Genomic DNA, 15,714 nt, shown 5'->3' with positions numbered 1-15,714 from the left:
GAGTGGGGATTTGCTCCCTAGTGGTGCAACAACCAGTACAGCAGCACCAGATTGATCAGCAGTGACACCATCGCCAGGGTCTGCCAGACCTTCAACGGTTCACGCTCCAGCAGTGGCCTGGGTCGCACGCTCAACTCGCGGCGATCGGCTTGCTCCAGCACCAGCAGCCATTCCTCGGCGGTTTCATAACGCTGCGCGGGTTGCGCCGCTACAGCCTGTTCCAGGCTCAGTGGCAGCCAATCCGGCAGGTCCGGGCGGTAGCGGCTGGCGCTGACAGCTTGGGTGAAACGCGGCCGTTGGAAAGCCTCGATTTCACCGTAGGGGTAATGCCCGGTGAGCAGGTAATACAAGGTAACGCCGACGCTGTACAAATCCTGCTGCGCTGTAGGCCGGTCACCCGCAAAGGCCTCCGGTGCGATAAAACTCGGGGTGCCAGGCAGCAAGTGAGCGCGGTCTTCAGAAAGGCCCGGGCAGTAGGCCAGGCCGAAATCCAGCACACGCAGTTCGCCGTCGTCCCCCAGCAGCAGGTTTTCCGGTTTGATGTCGCGGTGCAGGATCTGCCGTCGATGCAGCATGCCCACGGCCCGCAGCAAGCGCTCGGCGATGGACTGCCATTGCGCCAGGGGCAGCGGGCCTTGCTGCTGGAACAGCGCAGCCAGGGTTTGCCCGGGGTATTCGCGCATCACGTAGTACAAGTGCTGACGCCCGCTGGCGGCATGCACTTCCGGAAACGCGCGACCGGCCACCCGCCGTAAAAACCATTCTTCCGACAGCAGGGCCTGGCCGGCATCGTTGTCGTCGTCACGGTTGAGCGGCAAGGTTTTCAACAGCCAGGGTTGCTGCTGGGCATCGCGTACCCGGTACAGCAACGACTGTCGACTCTGCGCCAGCACGCTTTCCACCTGCCAGCCTTCAAAGCGTTGCCCAGCCTTAAGCGGCGGCGGCAAAGGCCACTGCTGCAACTGCACCAAGGCATCGCCGAGGGTGGCCGCGCCCAGCGTGTCGATGCGCACCAGCAAAGCGCTGGCGTTGTCCTGGCTGCCGGCCAGATGAGCGGCGTTGACCAGGGTGTTCACGGCCAGGTCGAGGTCGGTTTGTTCGCGCAGGATCGTGCTGATGCTGTGATCGCCCAACGTGGCCCACACCCCATCGCTGAGCAGCAGGAAGCATTCGCCCGTGCGCAGTTCGCCGTCGAGAAAATCCAGCACCAGGTGCTGATCCAGGCCGAGGGCGCGCTTGAGCACATGCTGCATGCCCGGTTGCTCCCACACATGGTCTTCGCTGATGCGCTGCAACTCGCCGTCCAGCCAGCGATACACCCGGCAATCGCCAACGTGGGCCAGGGTGAAGCGCTGGCCGCGAAACACCAGGGCGCTGAGGGTGGTCAGCAACGGCTGGCCACCGCCGTTGGCCTGCAGCCAGCGGTTTTGCGCGAGCAGCAGGCGTTCCAGGGCCTGGGCCACGCCCCAGGTTTGCGGCGTGGCGTAGTAATCCAGGGCCAGGGCCTGCAAGGTCGAGCGCGCCGCCAACCCGCCATCGGCACATTGGCTGACACCGTCGGCCAATGCGCACAGGTAACCTTTGCTGGCGGCCAGTTCCGCGACCGGCGTGACCACGCGCAGGGCGTCCTGGTTTTCGGCCCGTGGGCCGATGGCGCTGGCGTGGGCGACGCTCAGTTGCAGGCTCATCAGACGCGCGCAGCGGTCACGGCGGCCGAACCCCAAGTGGTTCTCCAGCGGCGTTTCACGCCGTGCAGGCCGAACCAGGCCAGCACGCCAAGGCTGGCGAACAACCACAGCGCCATCTGGTAACTGCCGGTGCTTTGCTTGATCGCACCCATGCCGGCCGCCAGGGCAAAACCGCCGATCCCACCGGCCATGCCGATCAGGCCGGTCATCACGCCGATCTCACGGCGAAAACGCTGCGGTACCAGTTGGAACACCGCGCCATTGCCTGCGCCGAGGCCGAGCATGGTGCAAACGAACAGCGCCAAGGCCGCATAGGAACTCGGCAGGTTGAAGCCCACCGCCGCGATGCAGATCGCCGCCACGCTGTACATGCCGAGCAGGGTGCGGATCCCGCCGAACCGGTCGGCCAAGGCGCCGCCCAACGGACGCATCAGGCTGCCGCCAAACACGCAGGCCGCGGTGTAGTAGCCGGCGGTAACCGGGCTCAGGCCGTACTGGTCGTTGAAGTAGCCGGGCAGGGCGCTGGCCAGGCCGATGAAACCGCCAAACGTGACGCTGTAGAAGAACATGAACCACCAGCTGTCGCGGTCACCCAGGGCCTTGAAGTAATCGGCCATGGATTTGGCTTTCGGGCGTTCCGGTGCATTGCGCGCCAGCCAGGCGAAGACGATCAGGGTAAGCACCAGCGGGATCAGGGCGAAGCCGAACACATTGCTCCAGCCAAACGCTGCGGCCAGCACCGGTGCGAGCAAGGCCGCAAACACGGTGCCGGAGTTGCCGGCGCCGGCGATGCCCATGGCCTTGCCCTGATGTTCGGCGGGGTACCACTGGGACGCCAGGGGCAGGGCGACGGCAAACGACGCACCGGCCATGCCCAGGAACACGCCCAGCAACAAGGCTTGTTCGTAGCTGTGGATGCCCAGCTTCCAGGCGCCCAACAGCGCGGCGATCACGATCACCTGGCCGATCAGCCCGGCGGTTTTGGGCGACAGCTTGTCGGCCAGCATGCCCATCAGAAAGCGCAGCACGGCGCCCGCCAGGATCGGCGTCGCCACCACCAGGCCACGCTGCTGGGTGGTCAAGTGCAGGTCGGCGGCGATCTGCACCGCCAACGGGCCCAGCAGGTACCAGACCATGAAACTCAGGTCGAAATACAGGAACGCGGCAAACAGGGTCGGGGTGTGCCCGGATTTCCAGAAGCTTGATTTCATCACGCACCTCAACGGTTGGGAGTCTTGTAAGAAGGCCGGGTGATGGAACAGCCGGCGAAGGCTGCCCCACCGGCCCCATGCGCTGGGGCCAAAACGAAAAAACGCCGCCACCGGGTTTGCGGGGGGCAAACCGGATGTGCGACGTCTTTGTCGTGGAGGGGCAACCGCCGTTGGTTACCTGTGATGAATGCTTAGCAAGAGCTGAGCCAAATCAGCCGAGCAGCTCACTCATGGCGATAATCTGCTCGGCCACCTGGATCAGTTTCTGCTGGCGGCTCATGGCCTGGCGGCGCATCAGGGTGTAGGCCTCTTCTTCATTGCAGCTCTTCATTTTCATCAGCATGCCCTTGGCCAGCTCGATGCGCTTGCGCTCGGCCAGTTGCTGGTCCCGTGCCTGGAGCTGGGCGCGCAGGGCCTGGTCGCTCTCGAAGCGCGCCATGGCCACGTCGAGAATCGGCTGGAGGCGCTGGGCCTGGATGCCTTCGACAATGTAGGCGCTGACGCCGGACTTGATTGCCTGGCGCATCACATTCGGGTCGTGCTCATCGGTAAACATCACGATCGGCCGTGGCTGGTCGCGGCTGACCAGCACCACCTGCTCCATCACATCGCGCCCGGGTGACTCGGTATCGATCAGGATCACGTCCGGTCGCACCGTTTCGACGCGCGCCGGCAGGTCGATGGTCAGGCCCGACTCATCGATGACCTCGAACCCGGCCTCAATCAGCGCGGCCCTAAGCCGACCGACCTTGCGCGGAGTGTCGTTGATCAACAGGATTCGCAACATATCCGTGCTCCTGTCAGCGCAAGGCTTGGCGGCTGGTGTGGTCGGTCATGGCGTGCAGGCGGAAGCTGCGCGCGTAGGCGGCGGGGTCGCTGCCGTCCCAGACCTTGCCGTCGATCAATTGGCTGCTGCGCATGTCCTGGGGGCTGCTTGAAACATTCACGGCGCTGGCGGCTTGACGATACAGGTCCAACTGCTGGACCTGGCGGGCGATGCCCAGGTAGTCCGGGTCTTCGCGCAGCAGGCCCCAGCGGCGGAACTGGGTCATGAACCACATGCCGTCCGACAGGTAGGGCAGGTTGACCTCGCCATCGGCAAAAAAGCGCAGCGCGTGAGGGTCTTGCCACTGGTTGCCCAGCCCATCGTCATAGGTGCCCAGCAGCCGGGGTTCGATGCAGTCGAGTGGCGCATCCAGGTAGTCGCGGGCGCTGAGCAGTTGTGCGGTAGAGCGACGGTTTTCCTGGCTTTCTTCAATAAAGCGGCTGGCTTCGAGAATGGCCATCACCAGCACCCGCGCCGTGTTGGGGTATTGCTCGACAAACGCCTGGGTGCAACCGAGCACCTTTTCCGGATGATCCGGCCAGATCGCCTGGGTGGTGGCCAGGGTGAAACCTTGATGTTGCTTGACTGCGCTGGCACACCAGGGCTCGCCGACGCAAAACCCGTCGATGCGCCCAGCCTGCAGATGCGCAACCATCTGCGGCGGCGGGACCACCACACTGTCCACGTCCTGCAAGGGGTGGATGCCTTGGCTCGCCAGCCAGTAATACAGCCACATGGCGTGTGTGCCCGTGGGAAATGTCTGGGCGAAGGTCAGTTTTGTTCGGCTTTGGTGCACGTGGCGATCCAGTGCCTCGGGAGTGGTCACGCCTTGCTGCTGCAGGCCGTGGGACAGGTTGATGCTCTGGCCGTTCCTGTTGAGGCCCATCAGCACCGCCATCTCGGTGGGCGCCACCCCGCCGATGCCCAGGTGCACGGCATAGATGAGTCCATACAGGCTGTGGGCGGCATCCAGCTCACCGCTGACCAGTTTGTCGCGCAGGTTAGCCCAGGAGGACTGGCGCTTGAGGTTCAGCGTCAGCCCGTAGGGTTGGGCGAAACCCTGGGTGGCGGCAACCACCAGTGAGGCGCAATCGGTCAGTGCCATGAAGCCCAGGTCCAGGCTGCTCTTTTCCGGAGCGTCACTGCCGTTGACCCAGGCCAACGGATTATTCACCGGGCTGTTGCCGACTGAATCGTTCATCAACACCTACCTTTTCTCTGAAAAAAAAGCGTCGTTCCCTCGGATGGCGCTATGGGCCATTGAAGGGTAACGACGCCTTTGTCTGTAGGCCTGCTCCGACGCTGGTGCGGGCCCTGATGCAATGTCTGTAGCAAGGCACATGCCACGCGTTGCCGTCAGCTTTTCATCAAGATTGAACGCCGCTTGCCTTTCAGTATGGCCGCTTCGCTACGCCAGACCGCTGAGGAAACCTCACCTTGCACGCTGACTCCGCCGCAACGATGACCTGTCACCGACTATGCCGGTGGGCGTTGTGTGTCGTGTTGCTGCTCAGCTGTGCAGCGGCCTGGGGTGATGAGTACCAGGCGCAGGAGGAAAGCCTGGGCACATTTTTCAATGCACTGTTGGGGCCCTTGGGTGTGGCGGTGGTGGTCAGCCGACGGGTTGAGCGCAAGCGTGTCAGTGGAACATACGACTTTGCAGCCCCCGAACAGGTGCTGGAGGCGTTGGCTCGGCAGGAGGGATTGATCTGGCACCGCGACCGGCAAACGCTTTTCCTCTACGAGGCTGCCGAGATCAGGAGTTCGGCCGTCGTGCTCCGGCATATTTCCGTCAGCAAGCTGCGCAGCCTCATGCAAGGGGCAGGGCTGGATGAGCCCCGCTTCCCTCTGCGTGATGGCGGGCAGCGCATGTTTTATGTGTCCGGGCCGCCGAGCTATGTCGACCGCGTGCTGCAAATGGCGCAATTGATGGACCGCCGGGCCGTGAAGACGCCCGTGCAGGCGCAGGCCTTCGGCGTGGTGGAGGTGCTTCACCATTTTGTAGCGGACCGCCAGGCGGGCACCGGTGCAGATAAACCTGTGGTACCGGGGATGGTTTCGATGATCGAGGCCCTGCTGGCGCGTAAACAGAAGAGCCTGCTGGCAGACAAGGGCTTTGCGGTCATTGCCTACCCCGACACCAACAGTTTGCTGGTCAGGGGCACACCTGCGCAGGTGCGGCTGGTCAAGCAATGGGTGGCGGAACTGGACGTGCCCCAACAGACGAATGAAGCACCGCCCTCTGACGTCACTCAATGAATTGAAGGGCGAAACCAGTGGTGAACCTTGGCATGGGTAGCGAATTGTCTTACCGGGTACTTCCGGAAGTCGTCGGGTCTATGGGCTTTGTCCTGCCGTACGTTGCAGAACAGGTTTTTATAGTCGTGGCGTTGATTGGGCAACCGGTGCAGGAAATAGTGATTTCAATGTCGAACGTCGGATACAGAGGTGTGCATGGCCGTCGCAAGTGATGGGTTGGCGACGGCCCTGGTTTTTGATCGCTGGACCTTGCACGGCGATGGCCGGTTGACGGGGGAGGGCGCGGACATTCAATTGCCGCCCAAGGAGGGCCAGGTACTGCGCTTGTTGCTGGCTTCCGGTGGGGCGCTGATGACCAAGGATCGCTTGCTGGAACAGGCATGGCCCCGGGGTGAGGTGGCCGAGGAGTCGCTGACGCGGTGCATCTACGCGTTGCGCAAGCACCTGAAGGCCGACAAGGGGTTTATCAAGACGATCTATGGCCGGGGGTACCGTTTTACTTGCGCGGTGCAGGCCGAAGAACCGAGGGTATGTTCGGTGTGCGGGCAGGCCCGCAATGGCTAGTGCGTGGAGCAGGAGCCTGCTGCTGGCTCTGTGGATGGGCAGCAACACGGCGTTGGCCGACTGCTGGGACGAAGCTGCCAGCCGCTATGACCTTGAGCCTGAGTTGCTGCAGGCTATCGCTGCCGTGGAGTCGGGTTATCGCACGCAAGCGGTCAACTACGACAACCGCAACGGCACGCGAGATATCGGCTTGATGCAGATCAACAGCATTCATTTGCCGCGCCTGCTCAAGCAAGGCATTACCGAAGAGCGGCTATTGAACGAGCCTTGCCTTTCGGTGGAGGTAGGCGCGTCGATCCTTGCCGAATTCGTCCGGCGTTTCGGTTACAACTGGACGGCAGTGGGCTCCTACAATGTGGGGCCGGGCCCGGGCCCGCAGCGTGAAGCCTTGCGCATGCGCTACGCCGAAAAGATCTGGGCGCGCTATGAGGCGCTGGTAGCGCGGCGCTATTGACGATTGGACGGCATGCCTCGCGCGCGCGCCGTGACCCCGGCTATAATCGCCGCCACCTTTACCGCCATCCGAGTCTAGCCCGCCCATGTATACCCTGGCCCGCCAGCTGTTGTTCAAACTCTCTCCGGAAACCTCCCACGATCTGTCCCTGGACCTGATCGGTGCCGGTGGCCGACTGGGGCTCAATGGCCTGGTATGCAAGGCGCCGGCGAAAATGCCGGTGTCGGTGATGGGGCTGGACTTCCCCAACCCGGTCGGCCTGGCTGCCGGCCTAGACAAGAACGGCGCGGCCATCGATGGCTTCGCACAGCTGGGTTTCGGTTTTGTCGAAATCGGCACCGTGACCCCACGGCCACAACCGGGCAACCCCAAGCCACGCATCTTCCGCCTGCCGGAAGCCGAGGCGATCATCAACCGCATGGGCTTCAACAACCTGGGGGTTGATCACCTGCTGTCACGGGTGCAGGCGGCGAAGTACACGGGGATTCTCGGGATCAATATCGGCAAGAACTTCGACACCCCGGTTGAACGTGCGGTGGATGACTACCTGATCTGCCTGGACAAGGTCTACGCCCACGCCAGCTACGTCACCGTCAACGTCAGTTCGCCCAATACCCCGGGCCTGCGCAGCCTGCAGTTCGGCGATTCCCTCAAGCAATTGCTCGAAGCCCTGCGTCAGCGCCAGGAAGACCTGGCCATGCGCCACGGCAAGCGCGTGCCGCTGGCCATCAAGATTGCCCCGGACATGAGCGATGAAGAAACCATACTGGTGGCCCAGGCCCTGGTGGATTCGGGCATGGACGCTGTGATTGCGACCAACACCACCCTCAGCCGTGTCGGTGTCGAAGGGCTGGCCCATGGTGACGAGGCGGGCGGTCTGTCGGGCGCGCCGGTGCGTGACAAGAGCACTCATATCGTCAAGGTACTGGCCGCCGAGTTGGCGGGGCGCCTGCCGATCATCGCCGTGGGTGGCATCACCGAAGGCAAGCATGCGTCCGAGAAAATCGCGGCCGGTGCCAGCCTGGTGCAGTTGTACTCGGGCTTTATCTACAAGGGCCCGGAACTGATTCGCCAGTCGGTGGATGCGATCGCTGCACTGCGCTGATGCTTCTATTGCAGGAGCAGGCTTGTGTGGGAGCGGGCTTGCTCGCGAAAGCGGTGGGTCAGTGAAACAAGTTTCGACTGAAAGAACGCCTTCGCGAGCAAGCCCGCTCCCACAGTGAGTCCGAGTACGTCGGGTAGTTTTTCCCAGCCAATAAAAAGGGCTCCATAAAGGAGCCCCCTGGGCCGAAGCCCGCCGCCCGGATGGGGCGTGCATGGTAAGTCGTTACAAATCCAAAGGTGGTGTGTCGGAATTAAGTGCCCTGATTAGCCGACGGCGTGAAGTTCGTTGAGTCTGTGGATGCCCGCAGTGCCAGTCATACCGTCCCAGTTGTCGCCGCGTCCTTCTCGCCAGCCGTTGATCCAGGCTTGGCGTACCGACGGTAGAGTAAATGGGCAAAGCTCACGGGATTTTCCATGAACGCCATATTGATATCCGCGTAAAAATGCTCTTTCCAACGGATCACGCTTAAGTCTTCTCATAGGGTGTTTCCCTCACTTGTTGACTGTCTAGATATCCTTCGGCCTCGTCCGAGGCCGGGCAGAGTTTTTCTGCCGTTGGTGGGCTCGCTGCCGGCGTGGCGAGCCAATGTGTCGGCGTCGTTACGGCGCCAACCTGTGTTGAGTTCTAACCAATAGGTCACATGGATTCAATGACCGTTTTGTCATAAGCACGTAACGATAACGATGCTATAGCCATAAGCTGGGATGGCTTTTCGCCCCATTTGTCTGGCAAAGCCAGCTATGATGCACCCTGCATAGAGGATGGGTTTAATCCTTTAGTGAGAATGCCCGCTCGTTGCAGTCGGTTATTATTCGACGAAGGGTCGGAATATTTCTTTTTGTTGCCATCGTTTATTTATCTGCCCCGGCAATCACGGCCCAAAGGCCCGGCAGCCGGGGTGGGACGGCACATTCGTGCCACGCGAGCACTCTTCAAGAAAAGTGCTTGATTGAAAACCGAGCCGGCGATGCGTCGCCCGTTCATTTATTGCTGAAAAGCCTGGAATGCCCCATGTCGGACCGTTTTGAACTCTTCCTCACCTGCCCCAAGGGCCTCGAAGGCCTGCTGATCGAGGAAGCCGTCGGGCTTGGCCTTGAGGACGCCCGCGAGCACACCTCGGCCGTGCGCGGCATGGCCGACATGGAAACCGCCTATCGCCTGTGCCTCTGGTCGCGCCTGGCCAACCGCGTGTTGCTGGTGCTCAAGCGCTTCCCGATGAAGGACGCCGAGGACCTCTACCACGGCGTGCTGGATATCGAATGGGCCGACCACATGGTGCCGGATGGCACCCTGGCGGTGGAATTCAGCGGTCACGGTTCGGGCATCGACAACACCCACTTCGGCGCCTTGAAGGTCAAGGACGCCATCGTCGACAAACTGCGCACGCCGACCGGCGAGCGCCCGTCCATCGACAAGATCAACCCGGACCTGCGCATCCACCTGCGCCTGGACCGTGGCGAAGCCATTCTTTCCCTTGATCTGTCCGGCCACAGCCTGCACCAGCGCGGCTATCGCCTGCAGCAGGGCGCGGCGCCGCTGAAGGAAAACCTGGCTGCCGCAATCCTGATCCGCGCCGGCTGGCCGCGCATTGCTGCCGAAGGCGGTGCGCTGAGCGACCCGATGTGCGGCGTGGGCACCTTCCTGGTCGAGGGCGCGATGATCGCCGCCGACATGGCCCCCAACCTCAACCGCGAACTGTGGGGCTTCACCACCTGGCTGGGTCACGTCCCGGCGTTGTGGAAGAAGTTGCACGCCGAGGCCACCGAACGTGCCGCCATCGGCATGAACAAGCCGCCGCTGTGGATCCGGGGCTACGAAGCCGATCCGCGTCTGATCCAGCCCGCGCGCAACAACATCGAGCGTGCTGGCCTGAGCCATTGGATCAAGGTGTACCAGGGCGAAGTCGGCACCTTCGAGCCGCGCCCGGACCAGAACCAGAAAGGCCTGGTCATCTGCAACCCGCCTTACGGCGAGCGTTTGGGTGATGAAGCCAGCCTGTTGTACCTCTACCAGAACCTCGGCGAGCGTCTGCGCCAAGCGTGCATGGGCTGGGAGGCGGCGGTGTTCACCGGCGCGCCCGACCTGGGCAAGCGTATGGGCATCCGCAGCCACAAGCAGTATTCGTTCTGGAACGGCGCATTGCCGTGCAAGTTGCTGCTGATCAAGGTCAACCCGGATCAGTTCGTCACCGGCGAGCGCCGCACCCCGGAGCAGCGCCAGGCCGAGCGTGAGCAAGCCGCTTATGATCAAGCCCCGGCTGCGCCGCAAGAGCGCCAATACAACAAGAACGGCAACCCGATCAAACCCGCACCGGCACCTGTGGTCGAGCAAGCGCGGCTGAGTGAAGGCGGTCAGATGTTCGCCAACCGCCTGCAGAAGAACCTCAAGTTGCTGGGCAAGTGGGCCAAGCGTGAAGGCGTGGATTGCTACCGTGTGTACGATGCCGACATGCCGGAATACTCCATGGCCATCGACCTGTACCACGATTGGGTGCATGTGCAGGAATACGCCGCGCCTAAATCCATCGACCCGGAAAAAGCCTCCGCGCGTATGTTCGATGCCCTGGCTGCCATTCCCCAGGCGCTGAACATCGACAAGAGCCGCGTGGTGGTCAAGCGCCGCGAGCGCCAGAGCGGCACCAAGCAGTACGAGCGCCAGAGCGCCCAGGGCAAGTTCACCGAGGTCAGCGAGGGCGGCGTGAAGCTGCTGGTCAACCTCACCGACTACTTGGACACCGGCCTGTTCCTCGATCACCGCCCGATGCGCCTGCGCATCCAGAAGGAAGCGGCCGGCAAGCGCTTCCTCAACCTGTACTGCTACACCGCGACCGCCAGTGTGCATGCAGCCAAGGGCGGCGCGCGCAGCACCACCAGCGTCGACCTGTCCAAGACCTACCTGGACTGGGCCCGCCGCAACTTCTCCCTCAACGGTTTCTCCGACAAGAACCGCTTGGAGCAGGGTGATGTGATGGCCTGGCTGGAGGCCAGCCGCGATGAGTTCGACCTGATCTTCATCGACCCGCCGACCTTCTCCAACTCCAAGCGCATGGAAGGCATCTTCGACGTACAGCGTGACCACGTGCAGTTGCTCGACCTGGCCATGGCGCGCCTGGCACCGGGCGGCGTGCTGTACTTCTCGAACAACTTCCGCAAGTTCGCGCTGGAGGACAACCTCAGCGAACGCTACGCGGTCGAGGAAATCAGCGACAAGACCATCGACCCGGACTTTGCGCGCAATGCCAAGATCCATCGGGCGTGGAAAATCACCGCGCGCTGATCGCCGTGACACAAAAGCCGCAAGCCTGATAATTCCGGGTTTGCGGCTTTTTTACGCTGGTCAAACCCTGGGCCGCTAGCTATAACTAAGGCCTAGCCAAAGTGACACCCCCCGCACGCTGGCGTTGTGAGTGTTGCCTATGCCGATGCAAGCCGTCCGCCCGAAAATCCTTGGCTTTATCAGTGAGCAGGCGTCGGCTTGGCTGGTGGCATTGGTGGTGTTATTGGCCGGTTGCTCGCTGACGGCCATCATCGCGTGGGCGGCTGCCGACCTCTATCAACAGCAGGTTCGCCAACGTTTCCAGCTGCTCGTCAACGAACGCTACACCCGTCTTCAAGAGCGCTTCGAGGACCAGGAACAACGCCTGGGCAGCCTGCGGCGTTTCTTCGTCAACTCCGATGATGTCTCCCGCGAAGAGTTTGACGGCTTCGCCCAACCCCTGCTGTTGCGCGCCCGGGCCTATGCCTGGGCGCCTCGGATTTTTCGCGACCAACGCAGCCAGTTTGAACAGGAAATCTCCCGTCAGCGCGGCACGCCTTTCAGCATTCGGGAGCTGAACTCGTCGGGCGACCTGGCTCCCGCTGCCGAGCGCGATGAATACGTACCGGTGTTGTACAGCCAGACCCAGAGCCTGCTCGGTTCGCCCCTGGGCTTTGACTTGCTGGCCCAACCCCTGCGGCGTTCGGCCCTTGAACGTGCACAAAAGACTGGCAAGCCTGCGGTGTCCCAGCCCATGCAACTGGTGGGCGTTGAGCCCGCTTATGCTGCCGGCGTGCTGCTGGTGGCGCCGGTCAGCAAGCTGTCGGAAACCGAGCCCTTCGGTTTTGTGATGGCGGTGATCAGCATGCGCCAACTGGTTGCCGACGGCTTGCCCAAGCCGAACCGCGACAACCTGGTGATGCAGATCATCGACACTTCCGACACCCAGCAACGCGTGCTCTACGCTTCCAGCAACGCGGTGGGCGACAGCGATCTTACGGCCGCGCGCCGTCTCAGCCTGGGCGATCATGTCTATGCCCTGAACCTGCGGGCGAGCCAGGTGTTCGACCTGGCCAATCACTCCTCCCTGAGCACCATCTTGACCATGGGCGGGCTGCTTAGCCTGTTGCTCAGTGCCTTGCTTTATGTGTTGGTCAGCCAGCGCCAGCGGGCGCTGAAGATGGTCGAGCAGCGCACTGAACAATTGCGTTTGCGTGAGCAGGAATTGCGGGGCGCACACGGGCAATTGCGCAGTGTGCTGAACGCCGCCACCCAGGTCGCGATCATCGCCACGGATTTGCGTGGGGTGATCAATACCTTTAACGCCGGTGCCGAGCAGATGCTGGGGTTCAAGGCTGACGCGGTGCTGGGGCGCATGACCCTGGAAAGCCTGCACCTGGCATCGGAGCTGGACGCACGCGCCGCCAGCTTGAGCGTGACCTTGGGCAAACGCATTCCCCCAAGCCAGGCGATGCTGGTGGAAAGCCCGGACAATCTGCACGAGGCCAGGGAGTGGACGCTGCTGCGCCAGGACGGCAGCCAACTGACCGTGAATATGCTTGGCACTGTATTGCTGGATGACCATGGCCTGTGGATCGGGCACTTGGCGATCTACCTGGATGTCACCGAGCAGAAACGCGCCTACGAAGCCTTGGCCGCACGCGACCGCCTGCTGAAAAAGCTCAGCGCTCACGTGCCCGGCGGGATCTTCCAATTCACCCTGGAACCCCAGGACCAATGGCGTTTCATCTACGCCAGCGATGGCATGCGCGATATCTATGAAATCGAGCCGGGGGTGCTGCAGCAGGACGCGAGCAAGGTGTTCGAGCGCATTCACCCGCTGGACGCAGAGCGGGTGCGGGTGTCGATTCGCCTGTCAGCCTTGCAGTTGAGCCATTGGCGCGAAGAGTATCGCGTGCTGTTGCCGCAACGCGGCCTGCGCTGGATTCGGGGTGAAGCGACGCCAGAAGAACTGCCGGGCGGCGGTACGTTGTGGCATGGCTATGTGTCGGACATTTCCGACCTCAAGCGGGTGGAGGAGGAGTTGCGTGCGCTCTCGATTACCGACTCCCTCACCGGCATCCATAACCGGCGCTATTTCCAGGATCGCCTCAAGGCCGAGATGAGCCGGCTCAACCGCACCTCGGGGGCGTTGTCGTTGATCATGCTCGACATTGACCACTTCAAGCGCATCAACGATCAGCACGGCCACGGAGTGGGCGACGGTGTATTGCAGGAAGTGTGCAAGCGCATCAGTCAGCGCCTGCGCCGCACCGACGTGTTCTGCCGCCTGGGGGGCGAAGAGTTTGTGGTGCTGTGCCCCAACACCGATGCAGGCCAGGCCTACAGCCTGGCGATGGAACTGTGGCAGGCCTTGCGCAGTGTGCCGATGGAGTCGGTTGGGGTGGTGACCGCGAGCTTTGGCGTGGCCAGTTGGCGGGTCGATGAAGGCATCGATGGGCTGTTGCTGCGCGCGGATTCGGCGGTGTATATGGCCAAGCAGGCGGGTCGGGACCGTGTGGAGGCTGAACGGCTGAGCGCCTGATCCTCGACGCATGACAACTGTGGGAGCGGGCTTGCTCGCGAATACGCAGTGTCAGTCTCAGATGTATCGACTGATCCAACGCTTTCGCGAGCAAGCCCGCTCCCACTGGGTGTTGCGTGCTGCCTAGAGGACCGGGGCGGCGGCCACCGCTTTGGGCTGGCGATACAGGTCGAGCAACACCTGATCCAGCACGGACGAAGCGCCCCACGGTTTCGAGTCGTTGAGAATCGCCACCACCACCCAGCTGTTGCCGTTGTTGTCGCGGCTGAACCCGGCGATGGCGCGCACGGTATTCAAGGTGCCGGTCTTCACGTGGGCTTCGCCGCGCATGGCCGTGGTTTTCAGGCGTTTGCGCATGGTGCCGTCGGTGCCGGCAATCGGCAGCGAGCTGATGTATTCCGCCGCGTAAGGCCCTTTCCAGGCCGCTTGCAGCATGGCCGCCATCTCACGGGCGCTGACCCGTTCGGCGCGGGACAGGCCGGAGCCGTTCTCCATCACCAGGTGCGGCGCGGTGATGCCTTTTTTCGCCAGCCATTGGCGCACCACGCGTTGCGCAGCCTTGGCGTCGTCGCCGTCGGCATCGTTGCGGAACTGCGCGCCCAGGCTCAGGAACAACTGCTGGGCCATGGTGTTGTTACTGTATTTGTTGATGTCGCGGATGATCTCGGCCAGGTCCGGCGAGAATGCGCGGGCCAGCACCTTGGCATCTTTGGGCACGGGGGCCTGGATATCACGGCCCTGGATGGTGCCGCCCAGTTCCTGCCAGATCGCGCGCACGGCACCGGCGGTGTAGGTGGCGTGGTCAAGCAGCGACAGGTAGGTCTGCGAGCTGCAGCCATCGCCCAGTTGGCCACTGACGGTGACGGTGACGCTGCCATCGGCCGCCGTGACCGGGTTGTAGCGTACGTCGCCGGTGCACTGCTTGGCGTTGGAGACTTTCACCTGGTTGTCGATGCGAATGCTGGCAATCGGCGGTTCGACCGACACGATCACCCGGCCCGAATCGTTGCGGGTCACGAAGCGCAGGGCCTTGAGGTTGACCAACAGGGCGTCCGGCTTGACCAGGAACGGCTTGTTCTCGTCGTTGCCGTCGTCGTTGAACTCCGGCAATTGCGGTTGGTTGAAGAAGCCGCGGTCCAGCACCAGGTCGCCGGTGACTTGCTGCACGCCGTTGGCCCGCAGGTCACGCATCAGCAGCCAGAGCTTTTCCATGTTCAGCTTGGGGTCGCCGCCACCCTTGAGGTACAGGTTGCCGTGCAACACGCCGCCGCTGAGGGTGCCGTCGGTGTAGAACTCGGTTTTCCATTGGTGGTTGGGGCCGAGCATTTCCAGGGCGGCGTAGGTGGTCACTAGCTTCATGGTGGAGGCGGGGTTGACCGATACGTCGGCGTTGAACACGGTGGGGGTGCCGGGGCCGTTGAGCGGCAGCATCACCAGGGACAGGGAGGTGTTGGGAATCTTGGCTTTCTGCAGGGCCTGTTGGACATTCGGCGGCAGCGTGTTGTTGATCGGGGCGGCGGTGACGGAAAAGGCCAGGGGCAGGAGAACACTGGCAAGCAAAAAGGGACGCAAAGATTTGATCATAAGAAGTAAAACCCTACTGCTGAGGAGGGTGAAAAAGGCGAGGGGTAAATAGGAAAAATCCCTCAATGGTCATGAAAGTGTCGGCATTATGCCCCAAGGTGGATCCACTTGTAGCTGAACGATAGCTGGTATTGGGCGTTTTTTTTGCGGGTCAATGGCCGCCTGTCCCAGAGAGTCGGGCAATCGCCGCCTTAAACTGCTAAAGTGCCGCCCGTTATTACTT

The 15,714-nt window shown here is 62.5% G+C and carries 12 protein-coding genes; 6 read left to right on the top strand and 6 right to left on the bottom strand.

What is annotated here, in order from left to right; all coding sequences use genetic code 11:
• Positions 1–17 precede the first annotated feature (17 nt).
• From HX803_RS25855 to HX803_RS25840, 4 genes are all read right to left on the bottom strand, one after another.
• Positions 18–1,688, bottom strand: coding sequence for a bifunctional protein-serine/threonine kinase/phosphatase (locus HX803_RS25855; protein WP_178924613.1), 1,671 nt, complete (start codon positions 1,686–1,688; stop codon positions 18–20).
• A complete protein-coding gene (locus HX803_RS25850; protein WP_178924593.1) occupies positions 1,688–2,899 on the bottom strand; it encodes a NarK/NasA family nitrate transporter in 1,212 nt (403 codons plus the stop codon). Before HX803_RS25850 ends, HX803_RS25855 begins: the two co-directional genes overlap by 1 nt.
• Positions 2,900–3,110: 211 nt before the next feature.
• Positions 3,111–3,686: an ANTAR domain-containing response regulator gene (locus HX803_RS25845; protein ID WP_176996329.1), complete on the bottom strand. Its 576-nt coding sequence runs from the start codon at positions 3,684–3,686 to the stop codon at positions 3,111–3,113.
• Positions 3,687–3,699: 13 nt separating this feature from the next.
• A complete protein-coding gene (locus HX803_RS25840) occupies positions 3,700–4,926 on the bottom strand; it encodes a CmpA/NrtA family ABC transporter substrate-binding protein (protein WP_178924591.1) in 1,227 nt (408 codons plus the stop codon).
• 299 nt (positions 4,927–5,225) lie between these two features.
• On the opposite strand from HX803_RS25840, the gene HX803_RS25835 reads away from it, so the two are divergent.
• The 4 genes from HX803_RS25835 (at position 5,226) to HX803_RS25820 (ending at position 8,107) form a co-directional block, all read left to right on the top strand.
• On the top strand, positions 5,226–5,984 hold the full coding sequence (locus HX803_RS25835; protein ID WP_372339946.1) for a secretin N-terminal domain-containing protein: 759 nt from the start codon (positions 5,226–5,228) through the stop codon (positions 5,982–5,984).
• A 195-nt stretch (positions 5,985–6,179) separates the two neighbouring features.
• A complete protein-coding gene (locus tag HX803_RS25830; protein WP_178924589.1) occupies positions 6,180–6,548 on the top strand; it encodes a winged helix-turn-helix domain-containing protein in 369 nt (122 codons plus the stop codon).
• Positions 6,541–7,002, top strand: a complete 462-nt coding sequence (locus tag HX803_RS25825) for a transglycosylase SLT domain-containing protein (protein WP_178924587.1) — start codon at positions 6,541–6,543, stop codon at positions 7,000–7,002. Before HX803_RS25830 ends, HX803_RS25825 begins: the two co-directional genes overlap by 8 nt.
• An 85-nt stretch (positions 7,003–7,087) precedes the next feature.
• Positions 7,088–8,107, top strand: a complete 1,020-nt coding sequence (locus HX803_RS25820; RefSeq protein ID WP_178924585.1) for a quinone-dependent dihydroorotate dehydrogenase — start codon at positions 7,088–7,090, stop codon at positions 8,105–8,107.
• Positions 8,108–8,370: 263 nt separating this feature from the next.
• On the opposite strand, the gene rmf is transcribed toward HX803_RS25820, so the two are convergent.
• Entirely contained in the window at positions 8,371–8,586 is a 216-nt protein-coding gene (gene rmf, locus HX803_RS25815; RefSeq protein WP_002553055.1) for a ribosome modulation factor, read from the bottom strand.
• 532 nt (positions 8,587–9,118) lie between these two features.
• Here rmf and rlmKL point away from each other — a divergent pair.
• Both rlmKL and HX803_RS25805 read left to right on the top strand, forming a co-directional pair.
• Complete coding sequence (gene rlmKL / locus HX803_RS25810; RefSeq protein WP_178924583.1) at positions 9,119–11,383, top strand: bifunctional 23S rRNA (guanine(2069)-N(7))-methyltransferase RlmK/23S rRNA (guanine(2445)-N(2))-methyltransferase RlmL; 2,265 nt, start codon at positions 9,119–9,121, stop codon at positions 11,381–11,383.
• A gap of 139 nt (positions 11,384–11,522) precedes the next feature.
• Positions 11,523–13,907 (top strand): GGDEF domain-containing protein, encoded by a 2,385-nt coding sequence (locus tag HX803_RS25805; protein ID WP_178924581.1) that lies wholly within the window; start codon positions 11,523–11,525, stop codon positions 13,905–13,907.
• A gap of 123 nt (positions 13,908–14,030) precedes the next feature.
• Here HX803_RS25805 and dacB read toward each other — a convergent pair whose 3' ends face one another.
• Entirely contained in the window at positions 14,031–15,491 is a 1,461-nt protein-coding gene (dacB, locus tag HX803_RS25800) for a D-alanyl-D-alanine carboxypeptidase/D-alanyl-D-alanine-endopeptidase (protein ID WP_178924579.1), read from the bottom strand.
• Positions 15,492–15,714 lie beyond the last annotated feature (223 nt).

Source organism: Pseudomonas sp. P7548 (assembly GCF_013386585.1).
Taxonomy (GTDB): domain Bacteria; phylum Pseudomonadota; class Gammaproteobacteria; order Pseudomonadales; family Pseudomonadaceae; genus Aquipseudomonas.
This window is presented reverse-complemented; position numbering and strand designations above follow the sequence as displayed.